Below are 21,570 nucleotides of genomic sequence, written 5' to 3'. Positions count from 1 at the left end.
TCTAAATCTGTCTCCCTTCCTCCCTACCCGCTTACCTCCCGTCACCCGACCGGCTATACTGCCGGCTTCTCGAGCTTAAGCAGTTGATTCATGTCGATGTCTGCGGACACCCAGGGCGTCGCCGCCGGGCGCGATACGAGTACCTTCCAGGGCCTCATCCTGGCGCTCCAGGAGTACTGGGCCGCGCACGGCTGCGTCATCCTGCAACCACTTGATTTGGAAGTCGGCGCCGGGACCTTTCACCCCGCGACCTTCCTGCGTGCCATCGGGCCCGAGCCCTGGCGCACGGCCTATGTGCAGCCCTCGCGCCGCCCCACCGACGGGCGCTACGGTGAGAACCCGAACCGGCTGCAGCACTACTATCAATTCCAGGTGATCCTCAAGCCCTCACCGCTGGAGATCCAGGAGCTGTATCTCGACTCGCTCCGCGGCCTGGGCATCGACCCGCTGGTGCACGACATCCGCTTCGTCGAGGACAACTGGGAATCGCCGACACTCGGCGCCTGGGGCCTGGGCTGGGAGGTGTGGCTGAACGGCATGGAGGTCACCCAGTTCACCTATTTCCAGCAGGTCGGCGGGCTCGACTGCCGGCCCGTGACGGGTGAGATCACCTACGGCCTGGAGCGCATCGCCATGTACCTGCAGGGCGTGGAGAGCGTCTTCGACCTGGTGTGGACGCGCGGCCCGCAGGGGGACGTCACCTATGGCGATGTCTTCCACCAGAACGAGGTCGAGATGTCAGCCTACAACTTCGAGCACGCGCCGGTCGAGGAACTGTCCCGCTGGTTCGACGTGTGCGAGGCGCAGAGCCAGAAGCTCATCGAGATCGGCCTGCCGCTGCCCGCCTATGAGATGGTGCTGAAGGCCTCGCACAGCTTCAATCTGCTGGATGCACGCAGCGCGATCTCGGTGACCGAACGCCAGCGCTACCTGCTGCGCGTGCGCACCCTCGCGCGCGCCTGCGCCCAGGCCTATTACGATGCCCGCGAGGCACTCGGCTTCCCGCTGTGCCCGCGGGAGGGCGCGGCATGACCCGCGACCTGCTGATCGAGATCGGCACCGAGGAACTGCCGCCCAAGGCGCTCGCACGCCTGAGCCAGGCCTTCACCGGTGGCGTATGCACGGGCCTCGAACAGGCCAAACTCGCCTTCGGCGACGTGCACAGCTATGCCGCGCCGCGACGGCTGGCGGTCTGGATCGAGGCCGTCGCGACGACCCAGGCCGACCGCGAGCAGCTGCGCCGGGGGCCGGCGCTGGCGGCCGCCTTCGACGCCGCGGGCAATCCCACGCCGGGTGCGCAGGGCTTCGCGCGCTCCTGCGGCGTCGGCGTCGAGCAACTGGAGAAGCTGGAGACGGACAAGGGCGCCTGGCTGGTCCATCGCGGTATCGAACGCGGGCACAACACCGCCGACCTCATTCCGACGATCGTCACGCAGGCACTCGCCCAGCTGCCGATCCCGAAGCGCATGCGCTGGGGCAGCGGTACGGCGGAATTCGTCCGGCCGGTACACTGGGTCGTGCTGCTGTTCGGCGACGCGGTCATCGATGCCGAGATCCTCGGCGTGAAGAGCGGCCGCGAGACGCGGGGACACCGTTTCCATCACCCCGCACCGATCTATATTGGTGAACCGGCCGCCTATGCGCCGCTGCTGCAGACCGAGGGCCGGGTACTGGCCGACTTCGCCGCACGCCGCGCGGCGATCCGCGAGCAGGTGACCGCGGCCGGCGTCGCCGCCGGCGGGCGCGCCCTGATCGACGCGGCGCTGCTCGACGAGGTCACGGCGCTGGTCGAGTGGCCGGTCGCGGTGATCGGCGACTTCGAGACACGCTTCCTCGAGGTACCCGCGGAGGCGCTGGTCTCGACCATGCAGGACAACCAGAAATACTTCCCCGTCGTCGACGCGCACGGCCGGCTGCTGCCGCATTTCATCACGGTGGCCAACATCGTCAGCCGCGACCCCGCACAGGTGAAGGCCGGCAACGAACGCGTGGTGCGCCCGCGTCTGACCGATGCGGCCTTCTTCTGGAATCAGGATCGCAAGCAGCGCCTGGACGCACGCATCGACCGGCTCGGCACCATGGTGTTCCAGAGCCGGCTCGGCACCCTGCTCGACAAACAGAAGCGCGTCGCGCGACTCGCCGCGCACATCGCGACCGCGCTCGGTGCCGATGCGCAGCTGGCGGAGCGTGCCGCCATGCTCGCCAAGTGCGATCTGCTCACCCTAATGGTGTTCGAGTTCCCCGAACTGCAAGGCGTGATGGGCCGCTACTACGCGCAGCACGACGGTGAGCCCGAGGCGGTCGCGCAGGCCATCGACGAACAATACCGCCCGCGCTTCGCCGGCGACGCGCTGCCCGAGGCCCCGACCGGCCAGGCGCTGGCGATCGCCGATCGCCTCGATACGCTGGTCGGCATCTTCGCCATCGGCCAGCCGCCGACGGGCGACAAGGATCCCTTTGCCCTGCGCCGCGCCGCGCTCGGTGTGTTGCGTATCCTCATCGAGGGCGGGCGCGATCTCGATCTCGCCGAACTGCTGCGGGACGCCGCGGCCGGTTTCCCCGCGGAACTGAAGGCCGCTGCAGCGGTCGATGGCGTGTTTGACTTCATGATGGATCGCCTGCACGCCTATTACCTCGACGCCGGCATCGCACCCGACGTGTTCGATGCCGTGCGCGCGCAGGGCCCGACCCGGCCACTGGATTTCCACGCGCGCCTGCATGCGGTCACCGAATTCCGCGCACTACCCGAGGCGGAAAGCCTGGCCGCAGCCAACAAGCGCATCGGCAACATCCTGCGCAAGACGGAGGAGAAGATCCCGGCAACGGTCGCGCCCGAACGGCTCGTCGAGGCAGCGGAACACGATCTTGCCACGGGGCTCGATGCACTGCGCGGCGAGGTCGAGGCGGCGTTCGATCGCGGCGACTACACGGCGGGGCTGCGCCGCCTGGCGACGCTGCGCGAACCGATCGACCGTTTCTTCGACCACGTCATGGTGATGGCCGAGGACGCCGCGCTGCGCGCCAACCGGCTCGCACTGCTGCAGCAGCTGCAGTCGCTGTTCCTGCGGGCGGCGGACCTGTCGCGGCTGCAGTAGCGATCGATGCGGGGGATGGCAGCGACCACTCACCAGGTAGAGTTGCTGAGAACATCATAGGTGGTGCCGCACCGCCGCGAGGCCACCCGGCCGGCTGAGCCGGGGCCTCCCACACCGGAGTGCTGCGATGAATGAACATGATTCCTACCAGGCGATGTTGAAGGCGGTGCAGGCCTTCCACGACAAGCACGATTTCAAAAATGCGGGCGGCGAGGACCTGACCTACCGCGTGGCGCTGATGACCGAAGAACTCGGCGAGATCTCAGCCTGTGTCACCAAGGGTAAAAGCAAGGCCCTGCTCGCCGAGGAGTGCGCCGATCTGTTCATCCTGCTGATCGGTACCGCCATCGCCCAGGACTTCGATCTCAAACAGGCCTTCTGGGACAAGATGGAGACGCTGATGAAGCGCGAGTCGCGCATGGTCGACGGGCGTATCCGCGTCTCCGAATTCCGCGACATGGATTGAAAACATTGGCCACGGAAAACACAGACGGCACGGAAGCAAAACCGTGTGCCCTGGTAGATTCCATGGCCGTTTGTGCCAGAGGCACCGGCCGGGCCAGGCATTCAGCGTCGATCCTGCCCGTGTTTCCCGTGGCTAGGAGCCTGTCGGACTTGAGCGATCGTAGCGAGCAAGGTGGGAGAGCAAGGTCATTTTCTCGATCGTTTGAGGAGAATAGCCGTAGCTATTCGACGACCCCTTCGCCGGGAGCGAAGGGGAACGGCCACCAGGCCGGCCCGCAGGGTGGAGGGCAGGATGCCCGGAATAAAAGGATCGAAAAAATGGGCTACTCTCCTGCCGGCGCAGTAGATCAGTCTCAAGTCCGACAGGCTCCCCGGACGTTCAACATATGCGACTCGTGATCCTCGACCGCGACGGCGTCATCAACGAAGACTCCGACGCCTACATCAAATCACCCGACGAATGGATTCCCATTCCCGGCAGCCTGGAGGCGATCGCACGGCTGAACCGCGCCGATTACCGGGTCGTGGTGGCGACCAATCAGTCCGGGCTCGCACGCGGCCTGTTCGACGCCGATATGCTCAGCCGTATCCACGAGAAGATGCACCGCGCGCTCGCGGACGTCGGCGGCGTGATCGATGCGGTGTTCTTCTGTCCGCACGGGCCTGATGAGGACTGCGACTGCCGCAAGCCCAAGGCCGGGTTGCTGCAGGACATCGCGCGGCGCCTGAACGTCTCCTTGCGAGACGTGCCCGCGATCGGCGACTCGCTGCGCGATCTGCAGGCCGCCCGCAGCGTAGGTGCGCAGCCGATCCTGGTGCTCACCGGCAAGGGCGCGCAGACGCAACAGTGCCTACAGGCCGAGGGGTTCGGCACTACCCCGGTGTTCGCCGACCTCGCCGCGGGGGTCGATGCCCTGCTCGCCGAGCAGGCCGGGGCATGAGCGCCTCGTCCACCCTGCAGGTCGTCCGCTCGGGACTGTTCGGTGCCGTGTTCTTCACCACCATCCCGATCTTCGCCATGGCCACCGTGCTGTGCTTTCCGTTTCCCGTCCACGTGCGCTATGCGGTGGCCACACGCTGGGCGCGGCTGAATCTGTGGTGGCTGAAGTACAGCTGCGGATTAACATACCGTGTCAGCGGTCGCGAGAACATTCCCAAGGACACGGCGATCATCTTCAGCAAGCATCAATCGACCTGGGAGACGCTCGCCCTGCAGGAGATCTTTCCGCCGCAGGTGTGGGTGCTGAAGCGCGAACTGCTCAGGATCCCGTTCTTCGGCTGGGGCCTGGCGATGGTCGGCGCCATCGGGATCGACCGCAAGGCCGGGCGCAAGGCCGTCGATCAGCTGGTGACCCAGGGCCGGCAACGCCTGGAGAGCGGCCGCTGGGTGGTGGTGTTTCCGGAAGGTACGCGCGTCGCGCCCGGGACGCGGGGGCGCTACCGCATCGGCGGCGCCGTGCTGGCGGAGCGGACCGGACATGCCATCGTGCCGGTCGCACACAACGCCGGAGAATACTGGCCCGCGCGCGGCTTTCGGATGCGCCCGGGCGAGATCCAGGTGGTAATCGGTCCGCCGATCCAAAGCCAGGGGCGTTCGGCGGCAGAGATCCTCAGGCAGGCGGAGGAGTGGATCGAAGACACCATGGCGCGGATCTCGGCGCCGCGGCCTGCGGAGTGAGCGCGGTTCAGGCCCCATTCAGCGGCGGCCGCTCAGGCTTGGGTCATATCCGATTCACACACGAGGCGCCCACCAAGGGGGAAATATGCTGACACGCAGACGGTTCATGATCGGCGGCCTGCTGACGGCCGGCGCACTGGTGCTGGGTGGCTGTGCGGGCAGCGGGACATCGACGCGCGGCGCAGTCACTGTCCGCGACGAGCACGGCCGCGTGACGCTGGTGTTCAATGACCGCGACCGCAACGAGATCCACCGCTGGTACCGCAGAAACCTGCCACCCGGCCTGGCCAAACGCGAGACGCTGCCACCGGGCCTGCGCAAGCAACTGCACCGCAAAGGCACCCTGCCGCCCGGCCTGGAGACACGGCGCCTGGACCGCGAACTCGAGATGCGACTGAGCCCGCTGCCCAGAGGCTATTCGCGGCTGCGCATCGGCACCGACATCGTACTCGTCGACGACCGTACCCGGGTGATCCTGGACGTGATCACCGATATCGGGCGGTAGAAGACGGGGAAAGGCCATGCCACCTTCCGAGTGAAAATCGACGGGGCGACCAGGGCGCCTGCCGGCGATAGGCAGACTGCGCTGCTGAGAAATTAATCGAGTTTGATCATGTTCGCAGCCGACCCTAAGCAGGCGTTCATGCGCGGCCGAACAATGTAGATTATTTCGATGACATGACCTAGCTACGACCGGATATATATAAAGAATTGAGTTCCGTTGTCTTTTTGTTTTAGGCTCCGTTGCGGGTGGGTAAGGTATTGATCCTCCTATACCAAAAAAGATTATGGGGCCCAATTACTCCGTTTACAACGGAGCTTTTAGGCTTTCCAATAGTGGTTAGCTTGCACATGAACTATGGAACTACGTGACTACATTTTGGCTGCTATCGACGACATCTTAAAGGATGCCGCAACTGACGAAGGCCGCGCCTTGGTTCTTCGCGACGCTCATCAGCTTGTAGAGCACCTCGAAAAGAAGTGGGCGGCTGAACAACAGAATCAGATTCTTGTTCTGCTAAAAGGCGAGGCAAATCCGTCCACATTTTCCTCGGAAATTGCATCCGAAGCAGCGATGCTTTTTGGCTGGTTCAAAGCTATGAGTGCGACGGCAAGAAGACCTGCCATAGTCAGAGACCATTTGGCCGGAATGTATGCGCCACCTCTTTTAAATCCAGCATTCCTTTTAACGCTTGCGGGGCCTTTGTGTGGCGGTATTGGATGGTTTTCTGAGTATCAATGGTTGTTTTGGGTTGGTGTAGGTTTGTCTGGGCTTACGTTTTTTCTTAACCTCGCATCTGGCGTTCTCAAGATGCCGATTCTCCCCACACTCTTTACTGCTGTCGGCGCATTTAGCTTATCGCCCTGGTATGTAGGGGCGGGCGCCGGACTGTTACTGTGGACAGGTTTCGAACTAATTGGCGAAACATTTGGGAGAGCAGCAAAAAATGCAAGCTAACACGGCGCTCCATCCGACCGCGCAACCGCTGCGCGGTTTCGCGTCGGCTGAGCTTGGTCGTTAGACAGCAAAGGAAAGTTCTTGGATAGTCGTCATATCTTCAATCAACTTACTGGGTCGGCCCCAGTAGCGCTGGCCGATTTGCCTGAGCAGTTCGGGTTGTACGCACTATGGGATCACTCTGGCCAAATTCGATATATTGGTTGCACACCAAAAGCTACCGAAGGGTTCCGTACAAGAATTTTCAGCAAGCATGCCACCGGCAGCGAAGGTAGGAGCCACAAGTTTACGCAGGCTTATTGCGTTGGTCGCATGTGGCGCTATTGCAAAAGGCTTCACCCGGCTGCTGCTGCATGCGCGCAGTCCGCAGCGGATGCCGCTGCTTCCAAGAAGTTACGCAATGCGTTTATACGCAAATTCTGCGGTGCCACATTTGTTGTTGTCCCGCCATCGAACAACACGAGCAATTACTTTTTTTACCTCACCGCTCTTGAGAGCCAAGTTCAAGAGATGGCTCCTGCCAGCATGAGGGCATGGGAAGGTATAGGGTTTTCGACCACTGGCGAACCAGCAGAGCTCGTTGAGCAGTTGCTGACGGGTTTCCCCTGTGACACAGCTGCTATCGAGAGGCAAAATGCGATATTTCGCAAGTACGTTCTTGGTGTTGCTGTCTAACACATCGTCCAAGCGGACGCGCGAAAAGCTGCGCACCGCTTAACTCTAGCGTTGGGCGTCAAAATAGAACAGCCATGAACATTCGCATTGCCACAACTGCTTCTGAGATCGCCGCATGTTATCCCGTCATGCGAGTGCTTCGGCCCCACATCACAGAAGATCAATTCCTGTTCAGAGTTCGAAGCCAAGAAAAAACCGGCTATCGGCTTGCCTTTGTCGAACAATCGAGTGCTGTGGTAGCTGTTGCAGGATTCCGGGTAGGAGAAAACCTAGCATGGGGTCGCTTCCTGTACGTTGACGATCTTGTAACGTTGCCCTCTCACCGCTCAAAAGGCTTCGGTGCCAGCCTGCTTTCTTGGCTTAGAGAATTTGCGGTCAAGGAAGGTTGCGTACAAATGCACCTCGATTCAGGCATTCAAAGAAAAGATGCACATCGTTTCTATGAGCGTGAAGGCATGTCAATGGCAAGCTTCCACTTCGTCGAAAACATTGCACCCAACAAGGCGCTCCAACGGGACGCGCCGTAAGCGGCGCGCCCCTGAGCTTAGTCGTTAGATGCCATGAACACCACCTCAACTCCAAGCAATCAGATTCCGGTCGAAAAGCTTGGGCCTGCCGGCACCCGCGGCGAGCTAGTGGTTGTCGCGATCATGGAACACGAAGCGCGTCGCGATGCGGATCGACTTCACGACAAGGTGCCGCGGCCATTCAAAGTTTTCGCAAGGCTAGGTAAGACCGTGCTTGTCGCAGATAGCATCAAAGGGGACTTCGGCCCTGAAGATGGTGCGTCGTACCTTTACCTGCCTCCGACGGTCGTTGCTGGCCGCGTCCGACTGAACGGCGGAATGATGGAGTTCAAAAAGAACTCAAGAGGGGAAAAGTCGCTGGTAGAGTTCGAGTGCACAGCAACCAGCTTGCAAGATGCGAAAAGCAAGTTTCTAGAGTTTGCGCTCCCATTCCTTGACTACGAAGCTTACGTCGCCAACTGCCCCATTTTTATTCAATCCATTCGAGTCGACGACCTCAATAACCAAGTTCAGTCGATCGACTATGTTTCTCCATATCGAGCATCTACTATCAGCGAGCATCTCATTGAGGTATCAAAGGAACTAGCGCCCGTATACGCCATGTACCGAGAGGCGAAGAATTCACACAGCGACTTCTACAAGTTCCTTTGCTACCACAAAATTATGGATGGACTGCTGGGAACACTCCGTACGGCGCTCAATCACCGAGCCCGTAAGTTGAAGATAGAACTGCAGCGATACCGAGACCTAGTTCCCGATGATCCGGAAATTGCCGGCCCTTATCGCACGCACATTGGTACTCCGATAAAGACCTTTTTTGATAAAGTCATGACTCCGCAGTTTCGCAACGCAATAGCGCACTTTATTACTAAGGACGGCTCCATTCTGGATTTGAGCTCCCCAGAGACCATCGCGAAGCACACCGAGATCATGTATGTCTCAGAAGTTTGCGTAAGACAACTCATCGCATCGCATCAACAACTTGCCGCACAACTTGGAGTCGACAATGGCACCTAACTATTCATTGGTGCGGACGCCTGTCGGCGCTGCACAATTCAGACGTTAAGGTGCAGAAGCGATGGCATCGAACAGTTGGCGCGCAGACTGGGTCGGCAGGAAATGCAAAATTGCCTTGGCTCTATCGCGGGAGAGGCTGGTGGCACTTACAGCGAGTCGACAATTCTCGTGTGCGCCGCACTGAGCGCTCTCTCAGCGGAGGTCTGGCCCGGCCGTGGGATCGACCGAAGGCGCTTTGTTGAGCTTCTTGTTCGTATTGGCTCTTCGACAGCTGTGCGAACCAGCATCAGCGTACCTCTTCTCATTCAGCACCTGAGTGCCATCGGTGACCACGCCAACTCAGCTGTGCTCACGAAGGCGCTACTCTCGTTCAGTTCAACGCGAATAGTTGCAGGCCCCGAGGTAGATAGGGCAGAGTCAGACGTACTAACACTTTGTCCGTCGCTCGACCTCAAGACCATTCGTGGTCACTCGTATGCATGCCTTCTGTACGAGGAAATACGGTCTTCGTATGCACATGAGTACCGGCCTGGCAGTAGAGCTGACTCTTGGGCAATGACGCAGTATATCGGCCAAGCGGTGAGCTACGTCAATCGTCTACTCAAGCCCGAAACACCGAAGACTGAAAGGCTCATTCACTTTCACATCGAGTGGCTAAGACAGATGGCCATTGATCTCGCAATGAGCATTGATATCCTTGCTTCAGAGATTCCTCGTTCAGTTCCCGCGTCTTGGTGGATCGAGGGTGCACTGTGACGCTGCCCCCTAACCATTCGGTCAAGCGGACTTGCCTACGGCAAGCTGCTTACTTCAAACGTTATGCGATCAGGGATGAAGAGGTGACTACGTAAGATGCCAACAATACTCAAGATTGGGCCCTACCGGTTCTTTTTCTATAGCAACGAAAGAGGGGAGCCGTCCCATATTCATGTGCAGCGGGAACGGTTTCTTGCTAAATTTTGGCTAAATCCTGTTGCTTTGGCAGGTTCTAAACGGTTTGCTTCTCATGAATTGCGAACGATCCAAAAGCATGTTGATGAAAACAGGGAAATATTCTTGGAGGCGTGGAATGAGCACATTAGCAATTGAAACACATCCCCTGGCCCAGAATGTCGAGTTTACGGATGACGATCTAATTGTGTCATTAGTAGATGGGCGGAAGGTTACAGTCCCATTGGTATGGTTTCCGCGCTTAGTGGGAGCTACAAAAACGCAATTAGAGAACTACGAGCTATTGGGCGATGGCGAGGGAATCCATTGGCCGGAACTTGACGAAGATCTGAGTGTTTCCGGGTTGCTTCGTGGGAATCACTAGCATTCATCGCATAACAAACCCATCGAGCCGACGCTAGAAATCAGCGCGGCTCATGGGTGACGTTACACAGTGGTCAGTATTATTGGCTACACATTGTGTAAGAGGAGAAAAACCCCCTTTGGCCACGGAATCCACGGAACAATACGGAAAAATGCGTATGGCAAATCAGACGCCCACCCTGTAGGAGCGGCATTCCTGCCGCGATTCATACGCACGGCGAACCCGAGTCATCGCGCCAAGAATGGCACTCCTACGAAAGCGGCACCACCCCGAGATCTTACACAGTGGCCAGTAGTATTGGCTGCATAGCGTGCAACTCGTCATCCCGCTTTTGCGGGCATGACATCGCACGATGGTAGCGATAAATCCTGACTCCTGAGTAATGGCTGCTTCTGGCTGTTCTCGGCTAGTATTAAATTCCAGTACCGGATTTCGCTCCAGGTCCGCTTTCGATCGGAAGCGGAAGTTGAATAACTTCGCAATGGCCACCCGCTCTGCGGTCACTCGTGTGAGTGGCACAACCGCATTTTAAATGACCGCGGACACCGGCCTCAGATGTCCAGATTCGCGACCGCCAGTGCATTGGTCTCGATGAAGTCGCGGCGTGGTTCGACTTGGTCCCCCATCAGGGTGGTGAAGATCTGGTCCGCGGCGACAGCGTCCTCGATCTGCACCTGCAGCAGGCGGCGGGTCTCCGGGTTCATCGTGGTCTCCCAGAGCTGCTCGGGGTTCATCTCGCCCAGCCCCTTATAGCGCTGGATGTGCTGACCGCGGCGCGCCTGGTCGAGCAGCCACTCCATGACCTGCTTGAAGCTGGACACCTCCTGCTTGCGCTCACCGCGCATGATGTAGGCGCCCGGGCCGATCAGGCCTTCCAGCTGCTCACCGAGTTCGGCCATGCGCTGGTACTCAGCGGTCGCGAAGAAGTCACTGGACAGCCGCTGTTCCTGGGCGATGATGCCGTGGGTGCGCTTGATCAGACTGGCGCTGAAACCCTCCTGCTCGGACTGCAGCCCCACCAGGATCTCGAACTTCTGCCCCGGCGGCAGGACGGCGTTGGCGCGCTGCTCCAGTTCGGTAAACCAGTCGGCGATGCGCGCCGCGTCGCGCAGGGCGGACGCGTCCAGCGGCGGCATGTAGATCATCTTCTCCAGCAGCAGCGGGTCGTACCGGCGCGCCAGCCGGCGGATGGACGTCATGACGGCTGTATAGCGGTCGGCCAGGGCCTCGAGCGCCGTGCCGGTGATGGGCGGCGCGGTGGGATCGACGTGCAGCCGGGCGTCATCGAGGGCGACGCTCAGAAGGTAGTCTGTCAGCGCCGCATCATCCTTAACGTATTGTTCTTGCTTACCTTTTTTCACTTTATAGAGCGGCGGCTGGGCGATGTAGATGTGTCCGCGCTCGATCAGTGCGGGCATCTGGCGATAGAAGAAGGTCAACAGCAGGGTGCGGATGTGCGAGCCGTCGACGTCTGCGTCGGTCATGATGATGATGCGGTGGTACCGCAGCTTATCGGGGTTGAATTCCTCACGACCGATACCGCAACCCAGGGCGGTGATCAGCGTACCCACCTCCACCGACGACAACATCTTGTCGAATCTGGCTTTTTCCACGTTCAAGATCTTACCCTTGAGCGGCAGGATGGCCTGGGTGCGGCGATCCCGGCCCTGCTTGGCCGAGCCGCCGGCGGAGTCGCCCTCGACCAGGAACAGCTCAGACAGCGCCGGGTCACGCTCCTGGCAATCGGCCAGTTTTCCGGGCAGGCCGGCGATATCCAGGGCCCCCTTGCGGCGGGTCATCTCGCGCGCCTTACGGGCGGCCTCCCGGGCCCGGGAGGCCTCGACGATCTTGCCGGTGATGGCCTTGGCCTCGTTCGGGTGTTCCAGCAAGTAATCCTGCAGCTTCTCGGACACGACCGATTCCACCACGGCCTTCACTTCAGAGGAGACCAGCTTGTCCTTGGTCTGAGACGAAAACTTGGGGTCGGGGACCTTGACCGACAGCACCGCCATCAGGCCCTCGCGGGCATCATCGCCCGTAGGCACGACCTTCGCCTTCTTGGTGATGCCCTCTTTTTCCATGTACTGGTTGAGGGTCCGTGTCAGCGCGGCGCGGAAGCCGGCCAGGTGGGTGCCGCCGTCGCGCTGGGGAATGTTATTGGTGAAACAGAAGATATTTTCCTGATAGGAATCATTCCACTGGAACGCCACCTCGACACCCATATCATCGCGTTTTGTGTCGAAATAACAGACCGTCGGGTGCAACGGGGTCTTGTTGCGGTTCAGGTGCTCGACAAAGGCGCGGATACCACCCTGATATTCGAATAGATCGGATTTATCGTTACGCTCGTCCTTCAGAAGGATACGCACGCCGGAATTCAGGAAAGACAACTCGCGCAGGCGTTTGGCCAGCAGGTCGTAATGGAATTCGATGTTGGTAAAGATCGTCGAGCTCGGCTTGAAGCGGATCTCGGTGCCCGTGGCATCGCTGACGCCGACCGGGGTAAGCGGGGCGAGTGGCTCGCCCATGCGGTATTCCTGTTGCCAGACCTGACCATCGCGGCGGATGGTCAGTTTCAACTGCTCCGACAGGGCATTGACCACGGATACACCCACACCGTGCAAGCCTCCCGATACCTTATAGGAGTTGTCATCAAACTTACCGCCTGCATGCAGCACGGTAAGGATCACCTCGGCGGCGGAGCGCTGTTCCTCTGGGTGGATATCGACGGGGATACCACGGCCGTCGTCGGTCACGGTGATCGACTCGTCACCGTGGATGGTGACGGTAACGGTCTGGCAATGACCCGCCAGCGCCTCGTCGATGGCATTGTCCACCACCTCGAAGACCATGTGGTGCAGCCCGGTGCCGTCGTCGGTATCACCGATGTACATGCCGGGGCGCTTACGGACGGCGTCCAGGCCGCGCAACACCTTGATGTTGGATGAATCGTACGTCGGCTTGTCACTCATCGAATAACCCCCAGCGCAAAGGCGCCGCCCATTATACCACCTCCTGGATTTGGCCGTGTTCCACGTGGAACCACCGCCGGACAGCCCAATCGGACGCCTCCAACGCCGTCCCTTCGATGGCGGTGATGAACACCTGGACCTCGAGTGCGCGGAGCGCCGCCAGCACCCGTTGCCGGTGTTCGGCATCCAGTTCCGAGGCGAGGTCATCCACCAGGAAAATACTCGACCGCCCCCGGCACAGCCGATACACCTCGGCCTGGGCCAGCATCAGCGCTGCGACCAGCTGTTTCTGCTGTCCCCGCGAGACCCGTTCCTGAGCGGCGACGCCGTCCACCGTCAGGACCAGATCGGCCCGGTGGGGACCCAGCCGCGTAAAGCCTTGGCGCCGATCCGCCTCGAGACCCTCCGCGAGCGCCTCGGCAAAGGCCTGCTTGCGTGACCAGCCGGGGCGGTAGTCCCAGCTCAGCCCGGGCAGATCGACCAGCGTACGGATGTAACTATCCAGAACCGGCAATAAGGCGTCCAAATAGGTGCGCCGCTGCCGGTCCATGGTCTCCGCCGCCTGCACCAGCTCGGTATCCCACAAACGTACCTCGGTCGCGGCTAACCGCGCCCGCAATGCCGCATTGCGCTGCCGGAGGGCGCGCGTGTAGCGTTGCCATGCCGGATAGAAACCGGGTTCCACGTGAAACACACCCCAATCCAGAAAGCGCCGGCGATGCCGCGGCCCGCCCTCCAGCAGCAGATGGCTATCCGGGCTGAGGATCTGAAACGGGCACAGCGCTACCAGCTGGGTAAGCTGCCGCAGTGGCTGTCCGCCCATGCGTACCCGCAAACCGCGCCGATCGCGTTGCAGGCCGACGGCGACCGTACCGCCCTGGGTATCGCTGACCGTGCCCCGCACCAGCAGGGTCTCGGCCCCTTCACGGATCAGAGTCGCGGGTTGATTGGCACGAAAGGACTGCCCACGCCCTAAAAAGTAGAGCGCCTCCAGCAGGCTGGTCTTGCCGGCCCCGTTGGCGCCGGTAATGAGGTTGAGCTGGGGGGAAAATGCCAGATCTGCCGATGCGATGTTGCGGAAATCGCGGACGGCGACGGTGAGTAACGCCATGTGGGCGCCCGGACTCTCTAGGAGCCTGCCGGACGTGGGCGATCGTAGCGAGCCGGGCGGGAGAGTGGGGTCATTTTTTCGATCCTTCGGGGAGACTAGCCGTAGCGATATGACGAGCAGGATCGGAACAATGGGCCGCTATTCCACCGGCGCAGTAGATCAGAGCCAAGTCCGGCGGGCTCCTAGAGCCGCATGGGCATGACCACGTACTTGCAGTGGCCGGCAGCGCCGTCCTCGATCAGACAGCTGCTGTTGGCGTCGGACAGCAAGATGCGCACATCATCGCCCGGCAGCGCGCCCAGGGCATCCAACAGGTAGGTGACGTTGAAGCCGATTTCCAGGGGCTCGGCGGCGTACTGCACCTCGAGTTCTTCCTCCGCCTCCTCCTGTTCCGGATTATGTGCTTGGATACGCAGCACATTTTCGTCCAGCGAGAGGCGAATCCCCCGGTATTTCTCATTCGACAGGATGGAGGTGCGCGTCAGTGCCTGGCGCAGCAACCCGCGATCGGCCTGGATCTGCTTGTCGCCGCCTTGGGGCATGACCCGCTTGTAGTCCGGAAAACGGCCATCGATGAGCTTGGAGGTGAAGCGGATCTCGGGCGTCATCACCCGGATGTGATTGCTGCCCAACTGGATCTCCACCGCGCTGTCTCCGCCCTCCAGCAGCCGCAACAGTTCCTGCACGCCCTTGCGCGGGACGATGACCTGCTGGGTCTCGGCAATGTTCGTCTGGGTCGCCACCTCGCACATGGCCAGCCGGTGTCCATCCGTCGCCACGCTACGGATGGCGGTGCGATCCAGCTCCAGCATCAGGCCGTTCAGGTAATAGCGCACGTCCTGCTGGGCCATGGAGAAATGGGTCCGATCGATCAGCTCCTTCAGATCCTTCTGGCCCAGTTGGAAGACCTGTACGCCCTTCAGCTCGTCGATCACCGGGAAGTCCGCCGCCGGAAGGGTGGCCAGGGTGAAGCGGCTTCTACCACTGCGGACCGTCGCGCGTGACTGGTCGACCTGCACCTCCAGCCAGGCACCATCCGGCAGGGTCCGGCAGATGTCCAGCAGCTTGCGCGCGGGCAGTGTGGTATCGCCGCCACCTTCGGTCTCCAGGGCCACCCGGGCCACCAACTCCACCTCCAGGTCGGTTGCCGTCAGCGTCAGGCCCTGACCATCGGCCTGGACCAGGATATTGCCCAGAACCGGCAAGGTCTGGCGTCGTTCCACCACGCCGATGATCTGCTGAAGGGGCTTGAGAAAGGCTTCCCGCTGAATCTTGAATTTCATGCGCTATCTCGATCCTGGTCTTTAATTATTTCTTGAATAACTCTTGATTGAACTTGTTATTAGTCCCGGCAAGAGTCGTGGATAACCCGTTTTATCTAATATATTTCAATAAGTTATAACAGCGACAACCCTATGGGCAGAATACCCTCTGCCTGTGCGTAGCCTGTGGATAAATCAGCCCGATCCGGCGCTGTGCGTTTGCTCCCCAGCTTATCCACATCATGTGCTCAGGGTTCTCAACAGGTTGTAATAATCCTCTTTGATGCGCCCGTCGCTCTCCCGCAACTCCGCCACTTTGCGGCACGCATGCAGCACCGTCGTGTGGTCGCGACCACCGAAGGCGTTGCCGATTTCCGGCAGGCTGTGGCTGGTCAGCTCCTTCGCCAGCGCCATGGCGACCTGGCGGGGGCGGGCGATCGAGCGGCTGCGCCGTGCCGACAACAGGTCCGCGATGCGGAGTTTGTAATAGTCCGCCACCGTCTTCTGGATATTCTCGATGGAGACCAGTTTGTCCTGCAGGGCGAGCAGGTCGCGCAACGCCTCCTTGGCGAACTCCAGTGTAATCGGCCGGCCGGTGAAGCGTGAGCTCGCCGCCACGCGGCGCAACGCACCTTCCAGTTCGCGGATATTAGACTGTAAGCGCTTCGCAATGAAGAAGGCCACCTCATTGGGCAGCTCGACCTGGGTCTGCACGGCCTTGGACATCAGAATCGCCACGCGCGTCTCCAGCTCCGGCGGCTCGATGGCCACGGTGAGCCCCCAGCCGAAGCGCGACTTGAGGCGTTCCTCCAGCCCGTCGACCTCCTTGGGATAGCGGTCGCAGGTCAGCACGATCTGTTGTTGTCCCTCGAGCAGCGCGTTGAAGGTGTGGAAGAATTCCTCCTGCGAACGCTCCTTGCCGGCAAAGAACTGGATATCGTCGATGAGCAGCGCGTCCACCGAGCGGTAGTAGCGCTTGAATTCGTTGATGGCGTTGTGTTGCAGCGCCTTGACCATGTCGCCGACGAAGCGCTCGGAGTGCAGATAGACCACCCGCGCATCCGGCTTGCCGGCCAGGATGAGATTGCCGACCGCGTGCATCAGGTGCGTTTTGCCCAGACCGACGCCGCCGTAAATAAACAGCGGATTGTAGGCCTCGCCGGGGTTCTCCCCGATCTGCGTCGAGGCGGCGCGCGCCAGCTGGTTGGATTTTCCCTCGACGAAATTCTCGAAGGTGAAATCCGGATTCAGGGTGTGGTTCGGCACCACGCGCCCCGCGGCGGGCTGGTCACGCTCGCGGACGAAACGCGTCGGCCCGCTCGCGGCCTTCGGGGCCGTCTGCGTGCTGCGACGGGTGCCGACCTCGAGGGCGATCTGGGGCGCGGGCGCCACCGCAAAATCGACTACCGCCTGGCGGATCTGCTCGATGAAGTGCTCGCGCACCCAGTCGAGCACGAACCGGTTCGGGGCGAGCAGTCGCAATCGGTTGTCCTCCGCCACCGCATGCAAGGGCCGGATCCAGGTGTTGAACTGCTGTTCAGGCAGCTCACTTTCCAGGCGGTCCAGGCATTTCGTCCACAACGGCGCATCCAACGCTCGCAACCTCCAGAACGGTCTTTAATGGCGGGGAAAGGAAGGCCGCAGTCTATACCCGATGCCCGGGGTTATCCACATCCCACCACCGTCGGGACGATTGACACCCGCGACGCCCAACCAGTACCATTGCGCGTTTTCCGCCGCCCGGTTTTCGGGTGCAACGGGTCTATCCGACGAAGAGTTAAACGGTCATGAAAAGAACCTTTCAGCCCAGCAACCTCAAGCGCAAGCGTACCCATGGCTTCCGCGCGCGCATGAGCACCAAGGGTGGCCGCCGGGTCCTCAAGGCGCGCCGCGCCAAGGGTCGTGCACGCCTGGCCGTCTAGTTTTTCCTCGTCTTGGCGCGGGGTCCGGCCAGCTTTCCGCGCACTGCGCGCCTGACCCGGCCCGCCGAGTATCGGCGGCTGTTCGCCGGCGCGACGCGCGCCACCAGCCGTTGTCTGACGGTACTGGTCTACCCGAACGATACCGACAGCGCGCGCCTCGGACTGGCGATCTCCCGTAAGATCGCACCGCACGCGGTGACCCGCAACCGGCTCAAGCGCACCATCCGAGAGAGTTTCCGGCGTCACCGGTCCGAACTCGGTGGCTGGGACATCGTCATCCAGGCGCGCCCGGCCGCCGCCGCCGCATCCAACCGCGACCTGCGTGCCGAACTGGAACAACACTGGACCCGACTGAGGCGACGCCCATGCGTACCGTCCTGACCCTGTTGATCCGCAGCTACCGTTTCCTCCTCAGCCCGTGGGTGGGACAGCATTGCCGTTTCTACCCGAGCTGTTCCAGCTATGCCCTGACCGCCATCGAACGCTTCGGTGCCGGGCACGGCCTGTGGCTGGCAGTGCGCCGTATCGGCCGCTGCCACCCCTGGCATCCCGGCGGCATCGACCCGGTGCCCGAGAGATCGGTCGTACCGCCTCCAACCCCTTGCAGCCACCCCGGCAACCCACATCATCATGGATAACCAGCGTCTCTTTCTGTTCGTCGCCCTGTCGTTCGTGGCCCTGATGTTATGGGAGGCGTGGCAGCGCGACTACAACGCCCCCCCGCCGGCGGTCGCCACCACTGAACAGACCACCGCACCCGCGGCCGCCGCGCCGCCCGCCGACTTGCCGGCCGCCACGCCTGCGCCGGAGACCGCCGTGGCGGAACCCCTCGCCGAGACCGCAGCGCGCACCGCGCGCGTGCGTGTCGTCACCGACGTCCTGGATCTCGACATCGATACCCGCGGCGGCGATCTGGTGCGTGCCGATCTGCTCGCCTATCCGCAGGAATCGACCCGGCCGGACGTCCCGGTACGGCTGCTCAACGATGCCGCCTCGGACTTCTTCATCATCCAGTCGGGCTTGCGCAGCACCACCGGCACCGAGCCCACGCATCACGTCGTATTCAGCGCGCCGCAGACCGAATACCGGCTGCAGCCGGGACAGACGGCCCTGGAGATCCCGCTCACCTGGACCAGTCCCGAGGGCGTCACCGTCACCAAGCGCTACCGCGTCGAGCGCGATGCGTACGTGCTTACGCTCGAGCAGGAGGTCACGAACCACTCCGGCAGCGATTGGAGCGGGCGCCCGTACCGCCAGTTGCAGCGCGCCGAACCGACTGCCACCGGCGGTAACCGTTTCATCTACACCTATCTGGGCGGTGTGATCTACAGCCCGGAGGAAAAATACGAAAAGGTGAAGTTCGACAAGATGGCGGACTCGCCCCTGGCCCGTGACATCAAGGGCGGCTGGGCGGCCATGATTCAGCACCATTTCCTCGCCGCCCTGATCCCGGAGGCGGACGAGACGGATCACTATTACAGCCGCGTGCTCGACGGTAAGCGCTATGTGCTCGGCCTGGTCGGTCCGACCCGGACCGTGGCGGACGGCGCCAGCCAGGTGTTCAGCACCCGCGTATTCGTCGGCCCGAAACTGCAGGATCGGCTCGCCGAGGTCGCCCCCGGCCTGGAGCTGACCGTCGACTACGGCCTGCTCACCGTCATCGCCAAGCCGATCTTCTGGTTGCTCGAGAAGATCCATGCCCTGGTCGGCAACTGGGGCTGGTCGATCATCCTCCTCACGGTGCTGATCAAGCTGGCCTTCTACAAGCTGTCCGAGACCAGCTACCGCTCCATGGCACATATGCGCAAGCTCGCACCGCGGCTGCAGGCGCTGAAGGAGCGCTACGGCGACGACCGCCAGAAGCTCAATCAGGCGATGATGGACATGTACCGCACCGAGAAGATCAATCCGCTCGGCGGCTGCCTGCCCATCGTCATCCAGATCCCGGTGTTCATCGCGCTCTACTGGGTGCTGCTGGAAAGCGTCGAGATGCGCCAGGCGCCGTTCATCCTGTGGCTCACCGACCTGTCGGCGAAGGACCCGTATTTCGTGCTGCCGCTGATCATGGGCGTGACCATGTTCCTGCAGCAGAAGCTCAATCCCGCACCGGTGGATCCGGTGCAGGCGAAGGTGATGATGGCGCTGCCATTCATCTTCACGGTGTTCTTTGCCTTCTTCCCCTCGGGCCTGGTGCTCTACTGGGTGACCAACAACGTGCTGTCGATCGCCCAGCAGTGGGTCATCACCCGGCGCGTCGAGCGGGGCGGGAAGTGACGCGCCACGAACCCCAAAAACCAAAACCCAAAACCCTAAACCCAATTTTTACCGCGAAGGACGCGAAGGCGCGCAAAGGTAAATCATCAATGAGCGAAAGGAGCTCATTTCAGCCGCGGAACTACCCGGATAGTGAGGCGCGGCGGGTTTTGCATTCCGTGTCCTTCCGTGGCAAACGTGGTTTTTGGGTTTTTTAGCAAAATTTTCTTTGCGTTCCTTTGCGTCCTTCGCGGTAAAAATTGGGTTTAGGGTTTGGGGTTTCGTGTACTTCGTGGCCAACATCTCATGACCGACACCATCGCCGCCATCGCCACGCCACCCGGGCGCGGTGGCATCGGTATCGTGCGCGTCTCGGGGCCGGACGTGCCGTCGCTTGCACAGGTGCTGCTCGGCCGCCTGCCGGCGCCGCGCCGCGCAGAGCTGCACACCTTTGCCGATGCGCGCGGCGCGCAGATCGATCACGGCCTGGCCTTGTATTTCCCGGCACCGCACTCCTTCACCGGCGAGCCGGTGCTGGAACTGCAGGGGCACGGCGGTCCGGTGGTGATGGATCTGCTGCTGGCACGCGTGCTGGAACTCGGCGCGCGCCTGGCCCGTCCCGGCGAGTTCTCCCAGCGCGCCTTCCTCAATGACAAGCTCGACCTCGCCCAGGCCGAGGCCATCGCCGATCTCATCGACGCGGGCACCGCCCAGGCCGCGCGTGCCGCCATGCGGTCACTCGCCGGCGAATTCTCCCAGCGCATACACACCCTGGTCGAGGCGCTCATCCGGCTGCGTATGTATGTCGAGGCGGCGATCGATTTCCCGGAAGAGGAGGTCGACTTCCTCGGCGACGCCGCGATCCGCACCCAGCTGCAGACGCTGGAACGGCAGTTCACCGAGCTGCGCGCGAGTGTCCAGCACGGCCGGGTCCTGCGCGAGGGTATGACCGTCGTCATCGCCGGCCAGCCCAACGTCGGCAAGTCCAGCCTGCTGAATGCGCTCGCCGGCCACGAGGCCGCCATCGTCACACCCATCGCCGGGACCACCCGCGACCTGTTGCGCGAGCATATCCAGATCGACGGCATGCCCCTGCACGTGATCGATACCGCCGGCCTGCGTGACAGCGCCGACAGCGTCGAACAAGAAGGCATGAAGCGCGCCTGGCGCGCCATCGAAGCCGCCGACCGGCTGCTGCTGCTGATCGACGCCCAGCAGGGCTTCGGGCCAGCCGACCAGCGCATCCTCGAGCGCCTGCCGCAGCGGCTGCCGCACACCCTCGTCTACAACAAGATCGATCTGAGCGGCGACGCGCCGAGCGCCAGCGGCGCGGCCGACACCGACCGCCTCTACCTGTCCGCCCGCGAGGGCCAGGGCCTCGAGGCCCTGCGCGCCCACCTCAAGCACTGCATGGGGTACGCCGGCGAGACCGAGCATGGCTTCACCGCCCGCCGCCGCCATCTCGATGCCCTGGAGCGCGCCTGGAAGCACGTCCGTTTCGGCCGCACCCAGCTGGAGGAGCGGGGCGCCGGCGAGCTGCTCGCCGAGGAGCTGCATCTCGCCCAGCAGGCCTTGAACGAGATCACCGGGGAGTTCTCCAGCGACGACCTGCTGGGCCGGATCTTTTCGAGCTTCTGCATTGGAAAGTGATTCGCGGGAGGGGATGCGGCGAGTTTCCAGGCAGCAGTTATATTGTTGAGCGCACTTGTTAATAGCTAAACGCTATATATGCTGTTAACTATAATATTTATAACAGCCAGATAATGTGATTTATTTATATGCAATACTTTATGTTACGTAGCTTGTAGTATTGCCAGAG

Annotated in this window: 21 protein-coding genes; 17 read left to right on the top strand and 4 right to left on the bottom strand. The window is 61.7% G+C overall.

Going from position 1 to position 21,570, the window contains the following annotated elements; all coding sequences use genetic code 11:
* Nucleotides 1-96 precede the first annotated feature (96 nt).
* The 12 genes from glyQ to K8I04_14680 all read left to right on the top strand — a co-directional run bounded on the left by glyQ (nucleotide 97) and on the right by K8I04_14680 (nucleotide 10,231).
* Nucleotides 97-1,032, top strand: a complete 936-nt coding sequence (gene glyQ / locus K8I04_14735) for a glycine--tRNA ligase subunit alpha (GenBank protein ID MBZ0072970.1) — start codon at nucleotides 97-99, stop codon at nucleotides 1,030-1,032.
* Complete coding sequence (gene glyS, locus K8I04_14730) at nucleotides 1,029-3,095, top strand: glycine--tRNA ligase subunit beta (protein MBZ0072969.1); 2,067 nt, start codon at nucleotides 1,029-1,031, stop codon at nucleotides 3,093-3,095. The genes glyQ and glyS overlap by 4 nt, the downstream gene beginning before the upstream one ends.
* A 127-nt stretch (nucleotides 3,096-3,222) precedes the next feature.
* On the top strand, nucleotides 3,223-3,561 hold the full coding sequence (locus K8I04_14725) for a nucleoside triphosphate pyrophosphohydrolase family protein (protein ID MBZ0072968.1): 339 nt from the start codon (nucleotides 3,223-3,225) through the stop codon (nucleotides 3,559-3,561).
* 385 nt (nucleotides 3,562-3,946) lie between these two features.
* Nucleotides 3,947-4,501: a D-glycero-beta-D-manno-heptose 1,7-bisphosphate 7-phosphatase gene (gmhB, locus tag K8I04_14720; protein ID MBZ0072967.1), complete on the top strand. Its 555-nt coding sequence runs from the start codon at nucleotides 3,947-3,949 to the stop codon at nucleotides 4,499-4,501.
* Nucleotides 4,498-5,238 carry a 1-acyl-sn-glycerol-3-phosphate acyltransferase gene (locus tag K8I04_14715; protein ID MBZ0072966.1) on the top strand — a complete coding sequence of 247 codons (741 nt, stop codon included), beginning with the start codon at nucleotides 4,498-4,500 and terminating at the stop codon, nucleotides 5,236-5,238. The genes gmhB and K8I04_14715 overlap by 4 nt, the downstream gene beginning before the upstream one ends.
* A gap of 85 nt (nucleotides 5,239-5,323) precedes the next feature.
* The gene (locus K8I04_14710; protein ID MBZ0072965.1) at nucleotides 5,324-5,743 is read left to right on the top strand and encodes an RcnB family protein; all 420 of its coding nucleotides are present in this window, start codon (nucleotides 5,324-5,326) and stop codon (nucleotides 5,741-5,743) included.
* Nucleotides 5,744-6,097: 354 nt separating this feature from the next.
* The gene (locus K8I04_14705) at nucleotides 6,098-6,697 is read left to right on the top strand and encodes a hypothetical protein (GenBank protein ID MBZ0072964.1); all 600 of its coding nucleotides are present in this window, start codon (nucleotides 6,098-6,100) and stop codon (nucleotides 6,695-6,697) included.
* Between the two features lie 81 nt (nucleotides 6,698-6,778).
* Complete coding sequence (locus K8I04_14700; GenBank protein ID MBZ0072963.1) at nucleotides 6,779-7,372, top strand: hypothetical protein; 594 nt, start codon at nucleotides 6,779-6,781, stop codon at nucleotides 7,370-7,372.
* A 74-nt stretch (nucleotides 7,373-7,446) separates the two neighbouring features.
* Complete coding sequence (locus K8I04_14695) at nucleotides 7,447-7,899, top strand: GNAT family N-acetyltransferase (GenBank protein MBZ0072962.1); 453 nt, start codon at nucleotides 7,447-7,449, stop codon at nucleotides 7,897-7,899.
* Between the two features lie 33 nt (nucleotides 7,900-7,932).
* Nucleotides 7,933-8,916: a hypothetical protein gene (locus K8I04_14690; GenBank protein ID MBZ0072961.1), complete on the top strand. Its 984-nt coding sequence runs from the start codon at nucleotides 7,933-7,935 to the stop codon at nucleotides 8,914-8,916.
* 852 nt (nucleotides 8,917-9,768) lie between these two features.
* The gene (locus tag K8I04_14685) at nucleotides 9,769-10,005 is read left to right on the top strand and encodes a DUF4160 domain-containing protein (protein ID MBZ0072960.1); all 237 of its coding nucleotides are present in this window, start codon (nucleotides 9,769-9,771) and stop codon (nucleotides 10,003-10,005) included.
* On the top strand, nucleotides 9,986-10,231 hold the full coding sequence (locus K8I04_14680) for a DUF2442 domain-containing protein (protein ID MBZ0072959.1): 246 nt from the start codon (nucleotides 9,986-9,988) through the stop codon (nucleotides 10,229-10,231). The genes K8I04_14685 and K8I04_14680 overlap by 20 nt, the downstream gene beginning before the upstream one ends.
* Before the next feature lie 551 nt (nucleotides 10,232-10,782).
* Here K8I04_14680 and gyrB read toward each other — a convergent pair.
* From gyrB to dnaA, 4 genes are all read right to left on the bottom strand, one after another.
* Nucleotides 10,783-13,203 carry a DNA topoisomerase (ATP-hydrolyzing) subunit B gene (gene gyrB / locus K8I04_14675; GenBank protein ID MBZ0072958.1) on the bottom strand — a complete coding sequence of 807 codons (2,421 nt, stop codon included), beginning with the start codon at nucleotides 13,201-13,203 and terminating at the stop codon, nucleotides 10,783-10,785.
* Nucleotides 13,204-13,234: 31 nt separating this feature from the next.
* Nucleotides 13,235-14,314: a DNA replication/repair protein RecF gene (recF, locus tag K8I04_14670; GenBank protein MBZ0072957.1), complete on the bottom strand. Its 1,080-nt coding sequence runs from the start codon at nucleotides 14,312-14,314 to the stop codon at nucleotides 13,235-13,237.
* Nucleotides 14,315-14,496: 182 nt separating this feature from the next.
* Nucleotides 14,497-15,597 carry a DNA polymerase III subunit beta gene (dnaN, locus tag K8I04_14665; protein ID MBZ0072956.1) on the bottom strand — a complete coding sequence of 367 codons (1,101 nt, stop codon included), beginning with the start codon at nucleotides 15,595-15,597 and terminating at the stop codon, nucleotides 14,497-14,499.
* 219 nt (nucleotides 15,598-15,816) lie between these two features.
* Nucleotides 15,817-17,169: a chromosomal replication initiator protein DnaA gene (gene dnaA, locus K8I04_14660; GenBank protein ID MBZ0072955.1), complete on the bottom strand. Its 1,353-nt coding sequence runs from the start codon at nucleotides 17,167-17,169 to the stop codon at nucleotides 15,817-15,819.
* Between the two features lie 194 nt (nucleotides 17,170-17,363).
* Between dnaA and rpmH the strand changes: the two genes are divergently transcribed.
* The 5 genes from rpmH (at nucleotide 17,364) to mnmE (ending at nucleotide 21,401) form a co-directional block, all read left to right on the top strand.
* Nucleotides 17,364-17,498 carry a 50S ribosomal protein L34 gene (rpmH, locus tag K8I04_14655; protein MBZ0072954.1) on the top strand — a complete coding sequence of 45 codons (135 nt, stop codon included), beginning with the start codon at nucleotides 17,364-17,366 and terminating at the stop codon, nucleotides 17,496-17,498.
* A 12-nt stretch (nucleotides 17,499-17,510) separates the two neighbouring features.
* On the top strand, nucleotides 17,511-17,879 hold the full coding sequence (gene rnpA / locus K8I04_14650; protein ID MBZ0072953.1) for a ribonuclease P protein component: 369 nt from the start codon (nucleotides 17,511-17,513) through the stop codon (nucleotides 17,877-17,879).
* The gene (yidD, locus tag K8I04_14645; protein ID MBZ0072952.1) at nucleotides 17,864-18,136 is read left to right on the top strand and encodes a membrane protein insertion efficiency factor YidD; all 273 of its coding nucleotides are present in this window, start codon (nucleotides 17,864-17,866) and stop codon (nucleotides 18,134-18,136) included. The genes rnpA and yidD overlap by 16 nt, the downstream gene beginning before the upstream one ends.
* Nucleotides 18,129-19,772: a membrane protein insertase YidC gene (gene yidC, locus K8I04_14640; GenBank protein ID MBZ0072951.1), complete on the top strand. Its 1,644-nt coding sequence runs from the start codon at nucleotides 18,129-18,131 to the stop codon at nucleotides 19,770-19,772. Before yidD ends, yidC begins: the two co-directional genes overlap by 8 nt.
* A gap of 285 nt (nucleotides 19,773-20,057) precedes the next feature.
* Complete coding sequence (gene mnmE / locus K8I04_14635) at nucleotides 20,058-21,401, top strand: tRNA uridine-5-carboxymethylaminomethyl(34) synthesis GTPase MnmE (protein ID MBZ0072950.1); 1,344 nt, start codon at nucleotides 20,058-20,060, stop codon at nucleotides 21,399-21,401.
* Nucleotides 21,402-21,570: the final 169 nt, after the last annotated feature.

This window comes from Gammaproteobacteria bacterium, assembly GCA_019911805.1.
In the GTDB taxonomy this organism is placed as follows: domain Bacteria; phylum Pseudomonadota; class Gammaproteobacteria; order Thiohalobacterales; family Thiohalobacteraceae; genus JAHJQQ01.
Note: the sequence above shows the minus strand (reverse complement) of the source record. Positions and strands in the feature narration are given on the sequence as shown.

Bases quoted from the DNA above. Each gene is read 5' to 3' on its own strand.
- glyQ (MBZ0072970.1), top strand. From the start codon at position 97: ATGTCTGCGGACACCCAGGGCGTCGCCGCCGGGCGCGATACGAGTACC.
- glyS (MBZ0072969.1), top strand. From the start codon at position 1,029: ATGACCCGCGACCTGCTGATCGAGATCGGCACCGAGGAACTGCCGCCC.
- K8I04_14725 (MBZ0072968.1), top strand. From the start codon at position 3,223: ATGAATGAACATGATTCCTACCAGGCGATGTTGAAGGCGGTGCAGGCC.
- gmhB (MBZ0072967.1), top strand. From the start codon at position 3,947: ATGCGACTCGTGATCCTCGACCGCGACGGCGTCATCAACGAAGACTCC.
- K8I04_14715 (MBZ0072966.1), top strand. From the start codon at position 4,498: ATGAGCGCCTCGTCCACCCTGCAGGTCGTCCGCTCGGGACTGTTCGGT.
- K8I04_14710 (MBZ0072965.1), top strand. From the start codon at position 5,324: ATGCTGACACGCAGACGGTTCATGATCGGCGGCCTGCTGACGGCCGGC.
- K8I04_14705 (MBZ0072964.1), top strand. From the start codon at position 6,098: ATGGAACTACGTGACTACATTTTGGCTGCTATCGACGACATCTTAAAG.
- K8I04_14695 (MBZ0072962.1), top strand. From the start codon at position 7,447: ATGAACATTCGCATTGCCACAACTGCTTCTGAGATCGCCGCATGTTAT.
- K8I04_14690 (MBZ0072961.1), top strand. From the start codon at position 7,933: ATGAACACCACCTCAACTCCAAGCAATCAGATTCCGGTCGAAAAGCTT.
- K8I04_14685 (MBZ0072960.1), top strand. From the start codon at position 9,769: ATGCCAACAATACTCAAGATTGGGCCCTACCGGTTCTTTTTCTATAGC.
- K8I04_14680 (MBZ0072959.1), top strand. From the start codon at position 9,986: ATGAGCACATTAGCAATTGAAACACATCCCCTGGCCCAGAATGTCGAG.
- gyrB (MBZ0072958.1), bottom strand. From the start codon at position 13,203: ATGAGTGACAAGCCGACGTACGATTCATCCAACATCAAGGTGTTGCGC.
- recF (MBZ0072957.1), bottom strand. From the start codon at position 14,314: ATGGCGTTACTCACCGTCGCCGTCCGCGATTTCCGCAACATCGCATCG.
- dnaN (MBZ0072956.1), bottom strand. From the start codon at position 15,597: ATGAAATTCAAGATTCAGCGGGAAGCCTTTCTCAAGCCCCTTCAGCAG.
- rpmH (MBZ0072954.1), top strand. From the start codon at position 17,364: ATGAAAAGAACCTTTCAGCCCAGCAACCTCAAGCGCAAGCGTACCCAT.
- yidD (MBZ0072952.1), top strand. From the start codon at position 17,864: ATGCGTACCGTCCTGACCCTGTTGATCCGCAGCTACCGTTTCCTCCTC.
- yidC (MBZ0072951.1), top strand. From the start codon at position 18,129: ATGGATAACCAGCGTCTCTTTCTGTTCGTCGCCCTGTCGTTCGTGGCC.
- mnmE (MBZ0072950.1), top strand. From the start codon at position 20,058: ATGACCGACACCATCGCCGCCATCGCCACGCCACCCGGGCGCGGTGGC.